Source organism: Nakamurella sp. A5-74, assembly GCF_040438885.1.
In the GTDB taxonomy this organism is placed as follows: Bacteria; Actinomycetota; Actinomycetes; order Mycobacteriales; family Nakamurellaceae; genus Nakamurella.
Genome location: NZ_CP159218.1, coordinates 3804073 through 3819063, shown reverse-complemented (window position 1 = coordinate 3819063; position 14991 = coordinate 3804073). Strand labels below are relative to the sequence as shown.

Sequence of the window (14991 nt, the reverse complement as noted above, 5' to 3'; positions counted from 1 at the left end):
GGTGGCGAGTTCCGATGCTGCCGGAGTGATGCGCGTCCGCATCGACCGATGCGGTGGTCGGGCCGGGCTAAGGTGCTCCTCGGATCAGCGACCAGGACGGGACGGGCACACATGAGCACCGAGGGTGGGAACAAGGCGATCATCGCCGCCCTGCTGGCCAACACCGGGATCGCCGTGACGAAGTTCGTGGCGTTCCTGATCTCCGGGGCATCGTCGATGCTGGCCGAATCGGTGCACTCGCTCGCGGATGCCGGCAACCAGGTGTTGCTGCTGATCGGCGGGAAGCGGGCGAAACGCGCTGCGACGCCGGAACACCCCTTCGGCTACGGCCGCGAGCGGTACGTCTACGCCTTCATGGTCGCGATCATCCTGTTCACCGTCGGCGGCATGTTCGCCATCTACGAGGGTGTGCACAAGATCCAGCATCCCGAGCCGATCACCAAGGCCTGGCTGCCGATCACAGTGCTGCTGGTCTCGATCGTGCTGGAGTCGTTCTCGCTGCGCACCGCGCTGCGCGAGTCCGCGCCGTACCGAGAGAACATCTCGATCCTGACGTTCGTGCGCCGCCACAAGTCACCGGAACTGCCGGTGATCGTGCTGGAGGACATCGCCGCGCTGACCGGTCTCGCGCTGGCGCTCGCCGGTGTCTCGGTCGCGGTGATCACCGGCGACGGCGTCTGGGACGGCGCCGGCACCATCGCCATCGGCGTGCTGCTGATCGGTGTCGCGCTGTTGCTGGGTGTCGAGGTGAAGTCGCTGCTGATCGGTGAGGGCGCCACCCCGGCGGACGTCCGGAAGATCGCCGACGCGATCACCGCCGGGCACGAGGTGGAGAGCGTCATTCACATGAAGACTCTGTACCTCGGGCCCGAGGAGTTGCTGGTCGCGGTGAAGGTGGCGGTTCTCGCCACCGAGACCGTTGGCGAGGTGGCCGATGCCATCGATGCCATCGAGACCCGCATTCGGGCCGCAGTCAGCGACGCCCGGGTGATCTACATCGAGCCGGCCGTCCGGCGCGCGGTCAAGGCCTGAGCCGGTCCGCGCGCCGAACCGATCGCTTCCGTCAGCTCTTCGGAGCCCACAGCTCCAAAGCGATGTTGTCGGGGTCGCGGAACTCGAGGAAGAGGGCAGCGCCGCCGTCCTTGATCCCGCCGTGCGCGACGCCCAGGGCGTCGAGCGTCTTGATCGACTCGTCCAGCTGAGCGGTGGAGTCGACCCAGAAGCTGAGGTGATCCATCCCGACGTTGTCCTCGTCGAACCGCGAGCCGGCGGGAGCGACCGGCCGCAGTCCCATCAAGCTGCCGTTGGGCAGCTGGTAGATCACTCCACCGAAGAGGAACGCGAGCTGTTCCCGGGTCTGGTCATCGGCGTCGGCGGGCAGCTCCATCGCGATCGGCAGTCCGAAGACGTCGTCGTAGAACTTCCGGGAGACATCGATGTCGGTGACGGTCAGGCGGACGTGGGCGTAACCAGAGATCTTCAGTGTCATACCTGCAGTGTGCCCTGAATGCGCTGGATCGGGTTCGCCACGCCGCTTCGGGGTCGGCGGGGTGTCCGGGGAGCCAGGCGGAACGATGCGGACCCGACCGCGCGGAGCGCAGCGGGATCTCGACTCCCTTGTTGCTCGATCGCCGGCGGGTTGCGCCGCTCGGTCAGCCGGTGCCCCAGCGGCCCCCGCCGAGCCGGAGCTCGACGGGGGCCGCTGATGGGTTGTGCGGGTGGTTCAGGTGGGGATCGGTCAGTGGGCTGCGTGGGTTGCGGTCTCCCGCACGGCCCCGTTTGCCTCAGCCTTTGCGTCAACCGGGTCGCCGCCAGGGTTCGGGGCGCCGGCGGCGGCCTTCACCTCGGCCTCGATGGCAGCGCCGGTGGTGGCGTCGACGCTCTTCCAGTACTGGAACGCGCGCTCCAGGACCTCTCCGGTGACGCCGCCCAGCAGGTGTCCGGCGACGGTGGCGACGAAGTCGTTGCGCTGCTGGTCGTTCCAGACGTTGCGGACCAGAGCGCCGGCCTGCGAGAAGTCGTCGTCATCGGCGCGCAGCGTGTATGCCTCGCGGGTCATCTCACCGTCGACCTCCCAGCTGTCCTCCACCGGACCGGTGAGGTCGGAGAACGGTCGACCGGCGGTGTTCGGTGCGTACTTCGGGGCATCGCCTGCATGGTCGTAGGCCATCGGTCCGTCGAAGGTGTAGCTGTTGGTCTCGACCTTCGGCTTGTTCACCGGCAGCTGCAAGTAGTTCGGGCCGATCCGGTAGCGCTGGGTGTCGGCATAGGCGAACGCCCGGCCGAGCAGCATCTTGTCCGGCGACAGACCGATCCCCGGCACCAGCGCACTGGGCGCGAAGGCGGCCTGCTCGATCTGCGCGAAGAAGTTCTCCGGGTTGCGGTTCAGCGTCATCACGCCGAGCTCGATCAGCGGGAAGTCACTGTGCGGCCAGATCTTGGTCAGGTCGAACGGGTTGATGCGGTAGGTCTTCGCGACCTCGTACGGCATCACCTGGACCGACAGCTTCCACCGCGGGTGCTCGCCCGACTCGATGGCCTGGAACAGGTCGCGACGATGGAAATCGGCGTCCCGACCGGCGATCTCCTCGGCCTGCGCGCCGGTCAGGCTCTCCACGCCCTGCTGGGTGTGGAAATGGTACTTGACCCAGTGCTTGTCGCCGGCCTCGTTGACCCATAGGTAGGTGTGGCTGCCGTAGCCGTTCATGTGCCGCCAGGTGCGCGGGATCCCGCGGTCACCCATCAGGTAGGTCACCTGGTGGGCGGACTCCGGGTTGAGACCCCAGAAGTCCCACTGCATGTTGTTGTCGCGCAGCCCGCTACCGCCGCGTCGCTTCTGACTGCGGATGAAGTGCGGGAACTTCATCGCGTCCCGGATGAAGAAGACCGGGGTGTTGTTGCCGACCAGGTCGTAGTTGCCTTCGGACGTGTAGAACTTCAGCGAGAACCCGCGGGGATCGCGCCAGGTGTCCGGGCTGCCCTGCTCCCCGGCCACGGTGGAGAACCGGGCCAGCATCTCGGTCTTCACGCCGGGCTGGAACAACGCCGCCTTGGTGTAGGCGCTGACATCGGCGGTGGTCTCGAACTCGCCGAAAGCGCCGCCGCCCTTGGCATGCACGTTGCGCTCCGGCACCCGCTCGCGGTTGAAGTGCGCCATCTGGTCGACGAGGTGCACGTCGTGCAGCAGCGTCGGACCGTTCGCCCCGACGGTGAGGGAGTTGCGATCGCTCGGTGTCGGCGCACCGGTCGAGGTCTGGGATCCGGACGCGTCGGCGCCCTGCGGAAGGTCGGTCAAGGGGTGCTCTCCTCTGGGTGCTGCCGGGACGGATGTCCCGGCTGATGGTCACGCTGGATGGTTTGATTGCACGCCCGGCCGCTGCGCGGCGGGATCGGAGCAGGAGGCGCAGGTCCCCCAGAACACCACCTCTGCCTCGTCGACAGAGAAGCCTTGCGCCGCAGACGGTTCCAGGCAGGGTGCATGGCCGACGACACAGTCGACATCGGCCACGGCGCCGCACGACCGGCAGATCACGTGGTGGTGGTTGTCACCCACCCGGGTCTCGTACAGAGCGGCGGAGCCTGCGGGTTCGATCCGCCGCAGCAGGCCGGCCGTCGTCAGTGCCTTGAGCACGTCGTAGACGGCTTGGGTGGACACCGCACCGATGCTCGCGCGGACGGCGGCCACGATGGTCTCGACGTGGGCGTGCGGGAGGGAGCGCACTGCGGTGAGCACGGCCAGCCGTGGCGCGGTGACCCGCAGTGCGGCGGCGCGCAACTGTCCCTCGGGAGAGGGGAGCGCTGCTGGGTCGATGTTCATGGGCTCCACTCTGGCACCTGATCTGGAATCGGTCAAATGAACGATGCATTCCGATCAAGCGACCTGCAGGTGCGCGGACGTGGCGGTCGTTTGTCGGCCTGGTTCGCGGATGTGGCGGTCGTTTGTGGGCCTGGTTCGCGGTTGTGGTGGTCGCTTGTCAGCGAGATTCCTCGCTCCGGGGGCACCCAGACAGCGGTCCCACCAGGTCCCACCCGGCGGGCGCCGTCGCCGTACGGTGGAGCCATGCTGATCGCCTTCTCCGTCGCCCCGTCCGGTACCGGCGAGTCGGTGGCCGATGCCGTCGCGGATGCCGTGCGGATCGTCCGCGAATCCGGCCTGCCGAATCGCACCGACGCCATGTTCACCACCATCGAGGGTGAATGGGACGAGTGCATGGACGTCGTCCGACGAGCCTGCGAGGCAGTCGGCAAGCATGCCGGTCGGGTTTCGTTGGTGCTGAAGGCCGACATCCGTCCCGGACACGTCGGCGAGCTGGACGGCAAGCTCGAACGGTTGGAGGCGGCCATCGAGGCCGGCGACAGGCAGAGCTGATGGCCGGAGCCGCGCGGATCCGGATCGGGACGTCGGGCTGGACGTACCCGCACTGGCGCCATGGCGCGTTCTATCCCGAAGGGCTGCGGCAGCGCGAGGAACTCGCACACCTCTCGCGCCGGATGGACACCGTCGAGATCAACGGCAGCTTCTATTCGCTGCAGCGTCCCTCGAGCTATCGGACGTGGCTCGAGACCGTTCCGGACGACTTCGAGTTCGCCGTCAAGGGCGGCCGCTTCATCACCCACCAGAAGAAGCTCAGCAACGTCGAGCAGCCGCTGGCGACGTTCTTCGGCTCGGGATTGTTGATACTCGGCCCCGTGCTGGGCCCCGTGTTGTGGCAACTTCCGGCGCAACTGCCCTTCCACCCGGACCGGATCGATCGCTTCCTCGGTCTGCTCCCGCGCACCCACGGCGACGCCGCCGACTTGGCGCAGCACGCGGACCGCGCCAAGTTCGATCGCTGGGACACCGATCCGGTGGCGACAACGGACGTGCCCGATCTGTCGATGCGCCACGCCCTGGAGGTGCGTCACCCGAGCTATCTGGTTGAGGAGTTCCTGGCGATCTGCCGCAGCCACGGTGTCGCCGTGGTCTGTGCCGACACCGCCGGCCGGTTCCCGTGGATCGACCAGCCGGTCAGCGATCTCGGCTATTTTCGCCTGCACGGCAGCCGCGAGCTGTATGCGAGCGACTACACGGGCGCCGAGCTGGACGGGTGGGTCGACCGCATCCGGGGCTGGATGTCGGTCCCGGAGGTCCGGCAGATCCGGGTCTACTTCGACAACGATGCCCAGGGTTTCGCGCCGCGCAACGCGTTGGCGCTGGCCGCCCGGCTGGAAGTCGGACCCGGTGAGGCTTCGCAGCGGAACTGATGTCGCTGGAGTCACGGGCTGTCGCTGGCGAGAAGTACGTCCCTGATGCCAGCGGTAGCGCTCGTCACCAGCAACGAGCGGTAGCGGCTCGATCACTGGAACAGCACGGCGCGGCCACCCCAGAAAGGGATGGCCGCGCCGAGAAGCGTTGCAGCGCAACAGCTCAGCCGGTGATGAGACCCGCCGTCTGGGTGCGCGCACGGGTGAAGCGCTCGGTCGCGTCGGCCCAGTTGACGATGTTCCACCACGCCTTGACGTAGTCGGCCTTCACGTTCTGGTAGTCCAGGTAGAAGGCGTGCTCCCACATGTCCAGCAACACGATCGGGACCTGGGCGAACGGGATGTTGCCCTGCTGGTCGAACAGCTGCAGCACGTTGAGTCGCTGGCCGAGGGTGTCCCAGGCCAGGATCGACCAGCCGGAGCCCTGGATGGCGTTGGCGTTGGCGGTGAACTGCCGCTGGAAGCCGTCGAACGAACCGAAGAACTCGTCGAGCGCGGCGGCCAGCTCGCCCTCGGGCTTGTCGCCACCCGCGGGGGACAGGTTGTTCCAGAAGATTGAGTGGTTGATGTGTCCGCCGAGGTGGAACGCGAGACTCTTCTCAAGCCCGTTCACGTCGCCGAAGGCGTCCTTGTCGCGGGCCTCGGCCAGCTTGTCGAGGGTGGTGTTGGCGCCGGTGACGTAGGCGTTGTGGTGCTTGTCGTGGTGCAGCTCCATGATCTTGCCGGAGATGTGCGGCTCGAGAGCGCCGAAGTCGTAGGGCAGATCGGGCAGGGTGTACACAGCCATGGTGCGACCTCCAGGAGATGTCGGGTCGCGGATCCGCGGTGTGGAATCCGGCGGCGTCGACTGGTTGCGGTGGAAGAACTTCCTTCACCTCGACCCTACCCGCGGGCCCGGCGAGGCCACGCGCGAGGATCGCCACGTCCGCTATCCCTTGACCTCAACCCTGGTTGAGCCGGTAGGGGCGATCAGCAGCTCAGCCCCAGGACGGCAACCAGGTCTGCGCCCTGAGCATCTCCTGGGTCATCGGATCGCCGTTCAGCATCGGCCAGAGCCAGATGAAGTTCGCCACCACCAACCCCACGTACAGCGCGACGAAACCGAGCGAAAGCATGCGTCTCTCCACCCCGAAACGTCTGCTCCCCAATACGTCCCCGAGCACCAGCACGATTCCCAGCACGAGGAACGGGGCCAGCGGGGTGGCGTAGAAGAAGTACATCTGCCGGTCGAGGTTCGCGAACCAGGGCAGGTAGCCGGCGCCGTACCCGACCAGGATGGCCAGATAGCGCCAGTCCATCCGGCCGATCGCCCGCCACAACGCCCAGCCGGCGACGAACAGTGCGATCCACCACAGCGCCGGGGTGCCGATCAGGAAGATCCGGCGGACGCAGTTCTGCAGCCCGTCGCCGCAGCCCGGAGCGGGTGCGTCGGCCGGTGCGTAGTACAGGACGGGCCGGGTGCCGATGGGCCACGACCAGGGTTTGGACTCCCAGGGGTGACGGTCCGCCGGATTCGAGTCGGTGGCTCCCGGCGCACCGGGGGACAGCAGTGAGGAATGGAAGTCGAGCATCTTCCAGGTCCACTGCCACAACGAGTTGTGCCAGACCCCGGCCAGGCTCTTGAGCCCCTCCGAGTTCCAGGTCTGGGTCTCGGCGACCAGGATGTGCCGCGCCCAGGCCGACTCGGATGCGAACCAGGCCCACCAGGAGGCGATGTAGGTACCGATCCCGATCACGACGTACGACCAGAGCGAGGGCAGCAGATCGCGGCGCACCACCCCGGCGACGGGGCGGCGGACGCCGTACTGCCGACGGGCGGTGATGTCCCAGACGACCGACAGCACGCCGAAGAACGCGATCCAGTAGACGCCGGACCACTTGATCGACGTCGCCAGACCGAGTGACAGACCGACCCCGAACCGCCACCAGCGGGCACCCAACTTGGCGCCGAACCTGGTGGCAGCGCCGGGGTGATCGTTGGGTGCCAGGGCCGCGGCCGCGAATCGGCTGCGCACCTGGGCCCGGTCGGCGATCAGGCAGGCGAAGGCGATCAGGACGAACATCTCCTGGAAGATGTCCAACAGGGCAACCCGGGCGTTGACGTGGCTGACGCCGTCGCAGATCAGCAGAACGCCCGCGATGCCGCCCAGCAGCGTCGAGCCGGTGAGCCGCCGGGCAACTCTGATGATCACGAAGATGCAGACCGTGCCGGCGACCGCGGAGGCGAACCGCCAGCCGAAAGGCGTGTAGCCGAACAGCATCTCGCCGAGCGCTATCAGCTGTTTGCCCAGCGGCGGGTGCACGACGACCCCGTAGGCGGGGTTCTCCTCGATCCCGCCCAACCGCCAGACCTCGAACGCGTTGAGCGCGTAGTACTTCTCGTCGAAGATCGGCGTCCCGACGTCGGTCGCCATGCCGAGGTTCCAGAACCGTACGACGCAGCCGACGGCCGACAGGACCAGCGTCACCATCCAGCCGCGCAGTGTGTCAGTGGGGACGGCCGGCGCACGGAACCGCTTCGGGGTGACGGGTGGGCGGACTGCGGGCACGGCGCCGATCGGCACCACGTCGGTGTCGTCGCCAAGTGCGTCCTCACGGTCGAGCACGGCGACAGCGCTCGGGCCGCGGAGACGCTGCGAGCCGTCGGCGAGATCGACCGCAGGCTCGGTGGCGCCGCGGCGCGCGCGGTGCCGTCGACCCGGGGTGACCTCGCTGGCCGACGACCCGTCGCGGGCCGCTGGGGACACTGGCCCGTCGAGGGCCGGAGATCGCTCGTCGGCACCCCCCGTGGTGGCCCCCGTCCCGGGGTCGCTCTGCTGCATGCGGTCGATCGTAGGGTGGGACGGTGAGAACAGGGCGCTTGGTGCTGGCGGGCACGCCGCTCGGGCGCATCACCGACGCCTCGCCCGGTCTCATCGATGCGCTGCGGAGTGCCGACGTGATCGCCGCCGAGGACACCCGACGGCTGTACCGGCTGGCCGGGGAACTCGGTCTGCGGATCGAGGTCGACGTCGTGTCGTACTACGAATCGGTGGAGCAGGCCCGCATCCCCGGCCTGTTGGCGCGGATCGCCGACGGCGACACGGTCGTGCTCGTCACCGATGCCGGGATGCCGGCAGTGTCCGACCCCGGGTACCGGCTGGTCGCCGCGGCGGCCTCGGCCGGGGTCCACGTCACCTGCGTGCCCGGCCCCAGCGCGGTGCTCACCGCCCTCGCACTGTCCGGCCTGCCGAGCGACCGGTTCACCTTCGAGGGCTTCCCGCCCCGCAAACCGGGTGACCGCCGACGAGCGCTGACAGAACTGGCAGCCGAGCGCCGCACGATGGTGTTCTTCGAGTCGGTGCACCGACTCTCCGAATGCCTCGCCGCGATGGTGGAGGCCTTCGGCGGCGATCGACCGGCGGCCCTGTGTCGGGAGCTGACGAAGACGTACGAGGACGTCAGGCGCGGTTCGCTGGCCGAGCTCACCGCCGGTGCCGACGACGTGCGCGGTGAGGTGACGCTGGTGATCGCCGGCCGCACCGGATCCGCCGAGCGCCCCTCCGACGACGAGCTCGGGCTGCGGATCGGCGAGCTGGTGGCGAAGGGCTCGTCCAAGCGTGATGCGGTTGATCGGGTGGCCGGCGAGTTCGGCCTCGCCCGGCGCGAGGTCTACGACGTGGCCAATCGTCGCTGATCGGGGTCCGGGTCGAGCGGGTGCGGCTACCGTGGGGGTCGTGCACGGGATCTGGGGTTACTGGTGGGTGATCTTCCCGCTGATGGGCGTCGCCGGCGGCTGGTGGTCCCGGTTCTCCAGCTACAGCGAGAAGCGCCGCCAGGACAAGATCGAGATGCTGCGCATCACCCACGGCACCGCCACCGCCGAGGTCGAAGCCCGGCAGGCCACCCGGAGCGGTATGGACCGGGTGCTGGCCACCCACGACGACGTCACCCGCCGATGGTTCGAGTACGAGACGAACCTGCAGACCATCATCGACTTCCCGATGATGACGAACGTCCGCGAGCCGCTGACCGCCGACTTCCATCGGGCCAGGGTGGTTGCCGACGACCTCCGCCCTGCCGATCCTGCCGAGCTCACCGATCACGCGACCTTCGTCGAGTACCGGGACGCGGTCAACGCCTACCGGGTGGCCTTCGAGATCGCTGAGCGGGAGGCCCAGCGCCGCCGTCGGTCCGACTACTCGACTGCTGAGCAGTCGGCCATGGCTCGGGCCGGCAAGTTGGTAGCCGTCGCCGACGACGAGAGTGCCACCCGAGCGGAGCGGCAGAGTGCGTACCGGCATGCGCGACGCGAGCTCGAAGGGGTGCTGCTGGTGCCCGAGCGGGCCGCCCTGCAGCTGGAGCGCCGGATATCGGGTGTGCTGGAAACCGGTCACTGACCACGCAGCTGCTGGTGCGAGCTGACCGTCAGGTCCGCGAGCGTGCCCTGCAAACGACCGTCAGGTCCGCGAGCGTGCCCTGCAACCGACCGTCAGGTCCGCGAACGTGGGCGGCAACCGACCGTCAGGTCCGCGAACGTGGGCGGCAACCGACCGTCAGGTCCGCGAGCGTGGGCGGCAACCGACCGTCAGGTCCGCGAGCGTGGGTGGCAACCGACCGTCAGGTCCGCGAACGTGGGCGGCAACCGACCGTCAGGTCCGCGAACGTGGGCGGCAACCGACCGTCAGGTCCGCGAACGTGGGCGGCAACCGACCGTCAGGTCCGCGAACGGGAGATACTGGCGACGTGGACTCGATTCTCAAGCAGCAGCTGCGTACCGACCTGACCGCCTCGATGAAGGCCAGGGACACCCTGACCACGGGCACCCTGCGGATGGCGATCACGGCCGTCACCAACGAGGAAGTCGCCGGCAAGGAGGCCAAGGACCTCTCCGACGCCGACGTGCTCCGGGTGCTGCAACGCGAGGTGAAGAAGCGGACCGAATCGGCGGAGGTCTACGCCGGCGCCGGTCGTCCCGAGCTCGCCGAGCAGGAGCGGGCCGAGATCGGCGTGCTGACCCGATATCTGCCGCAACCGCTCACCGGCGATGAGCTGGCTGCGGTGATCGCCGAGGCCGTCGCCGAGGTGCAGGGTGACGCTGCCGAACGGCCGACGATGAAGCAGATGGGGCTGGTCATCAAGGCTGCGAATGCCCGCGCGGTGGGTCGCGCCGATGGGGGCGCCGTCGCCGCCGCCGTGAAGGCGGCCCTGGCCTGACCAAACAGATCCGGACGGGTGACAGCGATCACAGCAGCGGGACGTAACCTGGTCGTGTCACATCAAGCTCCCGTCGTCGTCGGGACCGGCCGGATGCGTGCTGGGGGAGGTGCTGGATGGGACGCAGTGCAGCGCTCGTCGATGCCCTGATGATGCAGGCCCAGATCACCCCGAGCGGGAACGTCGACGACTGGATGCGGCGACTCGACGGGAGCGAGGACTGGACTGCCGAGGACGGATGGGACCGGCGCAGGGCCTGGGCCCTCTGGCTCACCTTCCTGGGCGACTTCTCCGAGCACCGGATGGCGCACGCCGAGGGGGCCCTTGATGCCCTGCAGGCAGAGACGCAGGGCCGTGAGCGCGAGGACTGGGCGCTGCTCATCTCCACCTCACGTCGCGCGGTGTCCACCGTCGAGACGGTCGTCGGGCCGATGGATTCGCTTGTGCTCGACCTGGTGCGGATCGAGGAGCTGGCGGCCGACCTGCCCGCCGGCATCGATCCGCGGGTGCTGGCCTACGCGCTCAACGGCGCGATCATCACGATGATGCGGAGCATGCTGCACGGTCCGGCCAGAGTGTGGCAGCGCAAGCTCCGCCGGCTCGCCGATCTGGCTGGGAGCGAGCGACTGCAGGGCGTCAGCTTGATGAACGAGGCCGAGAGCGTGCTGGATCTCGCCTTCGCCGCCGCTGCCGAGCGCAGGGACCCCACGCACGTCCGATCCCTGATCCGGGACGCCCGGTCGATGTTCGAGACCGGGGCGGAACAGCTGGCCGCAATCGGTCTCATCGCTCCCGAGCACATCGAACTGCTGCGCTACGGCCTCGCCATCCGAGCCATCGACGACCCGAACACACACAATCTCGATCGCGCGTACGAGGAGGCGATCAACCTCGCGGCCCGAGGGAATTGGGACGTGGCCAGCACGCTGGTGGCCGGGTTGCTGATGGGATCGACGGCCGTGGGGGACGATCGACGCCGGGATCGTGCCCGTGAGTTGTGTGTCCGGGCCTTCGCCGCCACTCCTCGGGCGACAGGAGCACTCACCTATCTGTTGGAGCATCTCGCTTCGCGCTTCGACGCCACGGGTGCCGAACGGGAGCAGGCAGCGGCCGAGGCCTCCCGGCTGGGCGTCAGGTGGCGGCTCGATCGGGCCCGCCTGGCTGCGGGCTCCTTCGACACCCAGTGCGAGCTGGCGCGCACCGTGGTGCGCGCCCAGCGTGCGGCCAGCCTGGCCATGCGCGACCCGCTGACCGGTGTCGGCAACCGGCGCGCACTGCACGAGCGGGTGACGGCGGCCATCGAGTACTGCTCGGTCGACGGCCGCCCGACGGTCGTCGCGTATCTCGATCTCGACGACTTCAAGATGGTCAACGACCGGCTCTCCCACCAGGGAGGCGACGCAGTGTTGACCGCGTTCGTCGCCTCGCTGGACGCCCGGTTCGCCGCTCCCGATTCGCTCTACCGCTACGGCGGCGACGAGTTCGTCCTCGTGCTCGACGGGTTGACGGTGGACCGTGGCCTGGAGGTCGTCGGTGCAGCGCTGCACGTGGTCGGGCTGGAATCGGCGAACCTGATCGACGGTGGGATCTCGGCCACTGTCGGGATCACCGCGGTACTGCCGACCGACGACGTCGAGTCCGTACTGCACCGCGCGGATCTGGCACTGCTGCGCGCCAAGAGATCCGGCAAGGGGTCGGTGGTTTCCGCCGATCACCCCGAGCAGCCTGCTCGGGACGGCACCTCGGCGTTGTGGAGCCCGCCGCCCGCAGGATCAGTCGGACCGCGATGATCCGTCGCGTGGTGCTGCGTAAGTTCCGCTGGCTCGTGCTGTTGATCGCGTTCGGGTTGGCCGGCTGCAGTGCGGTCGCCGGGACATCTCCTGGCGCCACCCCGGCGGCGGCGTCGAGCACGGCTGTTTCCTCGCCCTCCAGCACGCCGACGGACCCCTCTGCTGAGGTCCTCGTGCTGCACTACCTGCGCTCGACCATCGCCGGGCGGCAGGCCGAGCACACCGCCACCGTCCGCGGTGACGGCCAGGTCGCGCTGGCGGACGACATCGACGGCTCGGAGCGTCGCTTCACGTTGACGCAGCCGGAGTCGGCCCGCGTGGGTGAGCTGCTACGGGTGCTGGCGGACGCGCCGGAACCGACCAACGTCGTGTCGGATGTGGGACGTATCGACGCGCGCTTCCCGGTGGGTGGCCGGGAGGTCTCCGTCTCGGTCGACGACTGGTCGATGGCCGGCGGCACGGCCCGTCTGCCGGCCGACGAGCGGGTGGTGGCGGACGCGATGATCGAGCTGCGCGATCTGCTGATCCGCGAACGGGTTGCCGGGTCGGCGCCTGGTTCTGCTCCGAGCACCGGGGCAGCGCCGACGAGCTGACCGGCTCGTTGACACATCCGCCCGATCCGGCGGACAGTGGGCACCTCGCCGATGAAGGAACGTGGACCATGTCAGAGCCGACGAACGCCCCCACCGAGCATCGATCTGCGGACCCTGCAGCTGAGGATGCGGTGAAGTTCCACCAACCCGGTGCGCCGACACCGCCTGGGGACGAGAACGACGACTCGGCCCCGTCCGAGCACGCGAGGGACGCTGCCGGCGAGGAGGCGGTCAAGTTCCGTCACCCCGGCGCGCCGACGCCTCCCGGGGACGAGGACCACGAAACGGCCACGTCCGAGCACGCCCGAGACGCCGCCGCCGAGGAGACCGTGAAGTCCCATCACCCAGGTGCACGGACGCCTCCGGGAGACCGGTCCGCGGATACGGTCGGATCGGAGCAGGCGAGAGACGCCGTGGAGGAGGAATCGGTCAAGTACTCCCACCCGGGATCGCCGGTCCCTCCGGGTGACGTCTCTAGCTGAACCGGGGGCATCGTCCCCGTGGTTCCGCTCAGATCGCCGCATTCGGCTCGTGCGGCGTCACGGTCCACCACCCGACCCGCTGAGCAGTCGGTCCCCTCGGGCAACTTTTCCTGACCGTGGTGCAACGCTCAGCACCTGCGCGCCGATAGACACAGGGGAGCGCAACGGCGCGCACCGGACTGGGGGAGTGGTCATGAAGATTCGATTTCGTCATCTCACGTCGGTGCTGGGCGTCATCTTCATGGTCTCGGTCGGGGTGGGAACGCCGATGCCCGTTGCTGCTGCGGCACTTCCGATGGCCGAGCGTCCAGTGATCCCAGCCGCTGCGCCGGCTGTCCAGCGGCACGTCGACGGGGGCCAGCGGTATGGGCGTCGGGCCCTTCAGTACGCGATCGGCGCGAGCGTCGGCGATCCTGACGCCTGGGAGCGGCGGGTCGTCCGGGAAGCCTGGAACCAGGCAGGGATCGCCGATTCGGTGCCCCTGACAAGGGCCATCCTCCGGAGCGGAAGTCTCGCGATCGGCGACTTCGTGAGTAACAGCCAGTACTCCGAGGACTTCAGCTGCGATGTCTGTCCTGACGGGCCCCACATCACCACAACCACCACGGCCTTCACTGCCGTGGTCACCTCGATCAATCCGGTGCTGGCCAGAGGAGTGATGACCACGCGCACGAGCTACAGCTGGCCCGACGCGCCAGTTGAGTCGTACGACATCTCTGACCTCTCGGAATTCAGTCTCACTTCCAGCGGGAGGGCGCACCGCTATCCGATGCCGTTGAACCGTGCGTTGGGGGCAGCGGGAGTCTGGTACTCGACACTTCAGCCGGCGGGAACTGCGGTGGCGGGTGACTGGAATGCCGACGGTGTCGATGATGTCGGGGCTGCCGTTGATTCGGGGTTCCTGGTCGGAGGTGCTCGGTCGGTGTGGGGGTACGGCCTGACCAGGGGTGACGTTCCGGTGACGGGAGACTGGAACGGTGACGGGCGTGACGATGTCGGGGTCTACCGAGGGACGCAGTTCCTGCTGGCGACCAGGGCGGCGAACGGTGCGGTGACGCGGTACCGCACGACCACCTGGGGTCGTGGCACGACCATCGGGGGTGACGTGCCGGTGGTGGGTGACTGGAATGGCGACGGTGTCGATGATGTGGGTGTGTACCGGGGAACGCAGTTCTTGTTGGCGCTCAACACGTCTGCGGGGGCGAAGGCGTACCGGACGGTGAGTTTCGGTCAGGGTGTCGCGCATGGTGATCTGCCGGTGGTGGGTGATTGGAACGGCGATGGTGTGGACGACCTCGCGGTGGTCAGGGGTGGTGCCGGTTCGTCGCCGATGACGTATGTGATGGGGCTGGTGTCCGCGACGGATGGCAAGGCGCATGGGTATCGCACGGTGGCCTTTGCTGCCGGGGTTGCCAACGACCAGCCCCTGGCGGGTGACTGGAACGGGGATGGCCGGGACGAGCCGGCGTTGACGAACACCGGTGCCACGGTGTTCCTGAGCACGCTGCGGGCGACGGGGTCGTCGGCGACGTTGTACAAGCGGGTCCAGCTCACAGCCCCCTACGCGGTGGATGCCCTGCGCTGCACCGGTACCGGTTGTGGCAGCATCGCCTGATCGCCGACACCGGTGTGCGGCACCGGTGTGCACAGCAGTTCCCCGTCGGGGGGCCACAGGACAAAGGCGGT

General features: G+C 68.5%; 14 protein-coding genes. 9 read left to right on the top strand and 5 right to left on the bottom strand.

Annotated elements, in window-relative coordinates; genetic code table 11:
• Positions 1 to 111: 111 nt before the first annotated feature.
• Positions 112 to 1032: a cation diffusion facilitator family transporter gene (locus ABLG96_RS17470; RefSeq protein WP_353648597.1), complete on the top strand. Its 921-nt coding sequence runs from the start codon at positions 112 to 114 to the stop codon at positions 1030 to 1032.
• Positions 1033 to 1063: 31 nt separating this feature from the next.
• Here ABLG96_RS17470 and ABLG96_RS17465 read toward each other — a convergent pair whose 3' ends face one another.
• The 3 genes from ABLG96_RS17465 to ABLG96_RS17455 all read right to left on the bottom strand — a co-directional run bounded on the left by ABLG96_RS17465 (position 1064) and on the right by ABLG96_RS17455 (position 3817).
• The gene (locus ABLG96_RS17465) at positions 1064 to 1489 is read right to left on the bottom strand and encodes a VOC family protein (protein WP_353648596.1); all 426 of its coding nucleotides are present in this window, start codon (positions 1487 to 1489) and stop codon (positions 1064 to 1066) included.
• A 249-nt stretch (positions 1490 to 1738) separates the two neighbouring features.
• On the bottom strand, positions 1739 to 3295 hold the full coding sequence (locus ABLG96_RS17460; RefSeq protein WP_353648595.1) for a catalase: 1557 nt from the start codon (positions 3293 to 3295) through the stop codon (positions 1739 to 1741).
• 48 nt (positions 3296 to 3343) lie between these two features.
• Positions 3344 to 3817 (bottom strand): Fur family transcriptional regulator, encoded by a 474-nt coding sequence (locus tag ABLG96_RS17455; protein ID WP_353648594.1) that lies wholly within the window; start codon positions 3815 to 3817, stop codon positions 3344 to 3346.
• Positions 3818 to 4060: 243 nt separating this feature from the next.
• Here ABLG96_RS17455 and ABLG96_RS17450 point away from each other — a divergent pair, with 243 nt between their 5' ends.
• Positions 4061 to 4369 carry a thiamine-binding protein gene (locus ABLG96_RS17450; protein ID WP_353648593.1) on the top strand — a complete coding sequence of 103 codons (309 nt, stop codon included), beginning with the start codon at positions 4061 to 4063 and terminating at the stop codon, positions 4367 to 4369.
• The gene (locus ABLG96_RS17445) at positions 4369 to 5244 is read left to right on the top strand and encodes a DUF72 domain-containing protein (protein ID WP_353648592.1); all 876 of its coding nucleotides are present in this window, start codon (positions 4369 to 4371) and stop codon (positions 5242 to 5244) included. The genes ABLG96_RS17450 and ABLG96_RS17445 overlap by 1 nt, the downstream gene beginning before the upstream one ends.
• A 163-nt stretch (positions 5245 to 5407) precedes the next feature.
• Here ABLG96_RS17445 and ABLG96_RS17440 read toward each other — a convergent pair whose 3' ends face one another.
• Both ABLG96_RS17440 and ABLG96_RS17435 read right to left on the bottom strand, forming a co-directional pair.
• Positions 5408 to 6031, bottom strand: coding sequence for a superoxide dismutase (locus ABLG96_RS17440; RefSeq protein WP_353648591.1), 624 nt, complete (start codon positions 6029 to 6031; stop codon positions 5408 to 5410).
• 190 nt (positions 6032 to 6221) lie between these two features.
• On the bottom strand, positions 6222 to 8066 hold the full coding sequence (locus ABLG96_RS17435; RefSeq protein ID WP_353648590.1) for a phospholipid carrier-dependent glycosyltransferase: 1845 nt from the start codon (positions 8064 to 8066) through the stop codon (positions 6222 to 6224).
• Positions 8067 to 8089: 23 nt separating this feature from the next.
• Between ABLG96_RS17435 and rsmI the strand changes: the two genes are divergently transcribed.
• The 6 genes from rsmI to ABLG96_RS17405 all read left to right on the top strand — a co-directional run bounded on the left by rsmI (position 8090) and on the right by ABLG96_RS17405 (position 14920).
• Complete coding sequence (gene rsmI, locus ABLG96_RS17430) at positions 8090 to 8920, top strand: 16S rRNA (cytidine(1402)-2'-O)-methyltransferase (protein ID WP_353648589.1); 831 nt, start codon at positions 8090 to 8092, stop codon at positions 8918 to 8920.
• A gap of 40 nt (positions 8921 to 8960) precedes the next feature.
• On the top strand, positions 8961 to 9623 hold the full coding sequence (locus tag ABLG96_RS17425) for a hypothetical protein (RefSeq protein ID WP_353648588.1): 663 nt from the start codon (positions 8961 to 8963) through the stop codon (positions 9621 to 9623).
• Positions 9624 to 9969: 346 nt separating this feature from the next.
• Positions 9970 to 10440: a GatB/YqeY domain-containing protein gene (locus ABLG96_RS17420; RefSeq protein WP_353648587.1), complete on the top strand. Its 471-nt coding sequence runs from the start codon at positions 9970 to 9972 to the stop codon at positions 10438 to 10440.
• Positions 10441 to 10556: 116 nt separating this feature from the next.
• Positions 10557 to 12230, top strand: a complete 1674-nt coding sequence (locus tag ABLG96_RS17415) for a GGDEF domain-containing protein (RefSeq protein ID WP_353648586.1) — start codon at positions 10557 to 10559, stop codon at positions 12228 to 12230.
• Positions 12231 to 12238: 8 nt separating this feature from the next.
• The gene (locus ABLG96_RS17410; protein WP_353648585.1) at positions 12239 to 12823 is read left to right on the top strand and encodes a hypothetical protein; all 585 of its coding nucleotides are present in this window, start codon (positions 12239 to 12241) and stop codon (positions 12821 to 12823) included.
• A 675-nt stretch (positions 12824 to 13498) separates the two neighbouring features.
• The gene (locus ABLG96_RS17405; protein WP_353648584.1) at positions 13499 to 14920 is read left to right on the top strand and encodes a VCBS repeat-containing protein; all 1422 of its coding nucleotides are present in this window, start codon (positions 13499 to 13501) and stop codon (positions 14918 to 14920) included.
• The last annotated feature ends 71 nt before the right edge of the window (positions 14921 to 14991 follow it).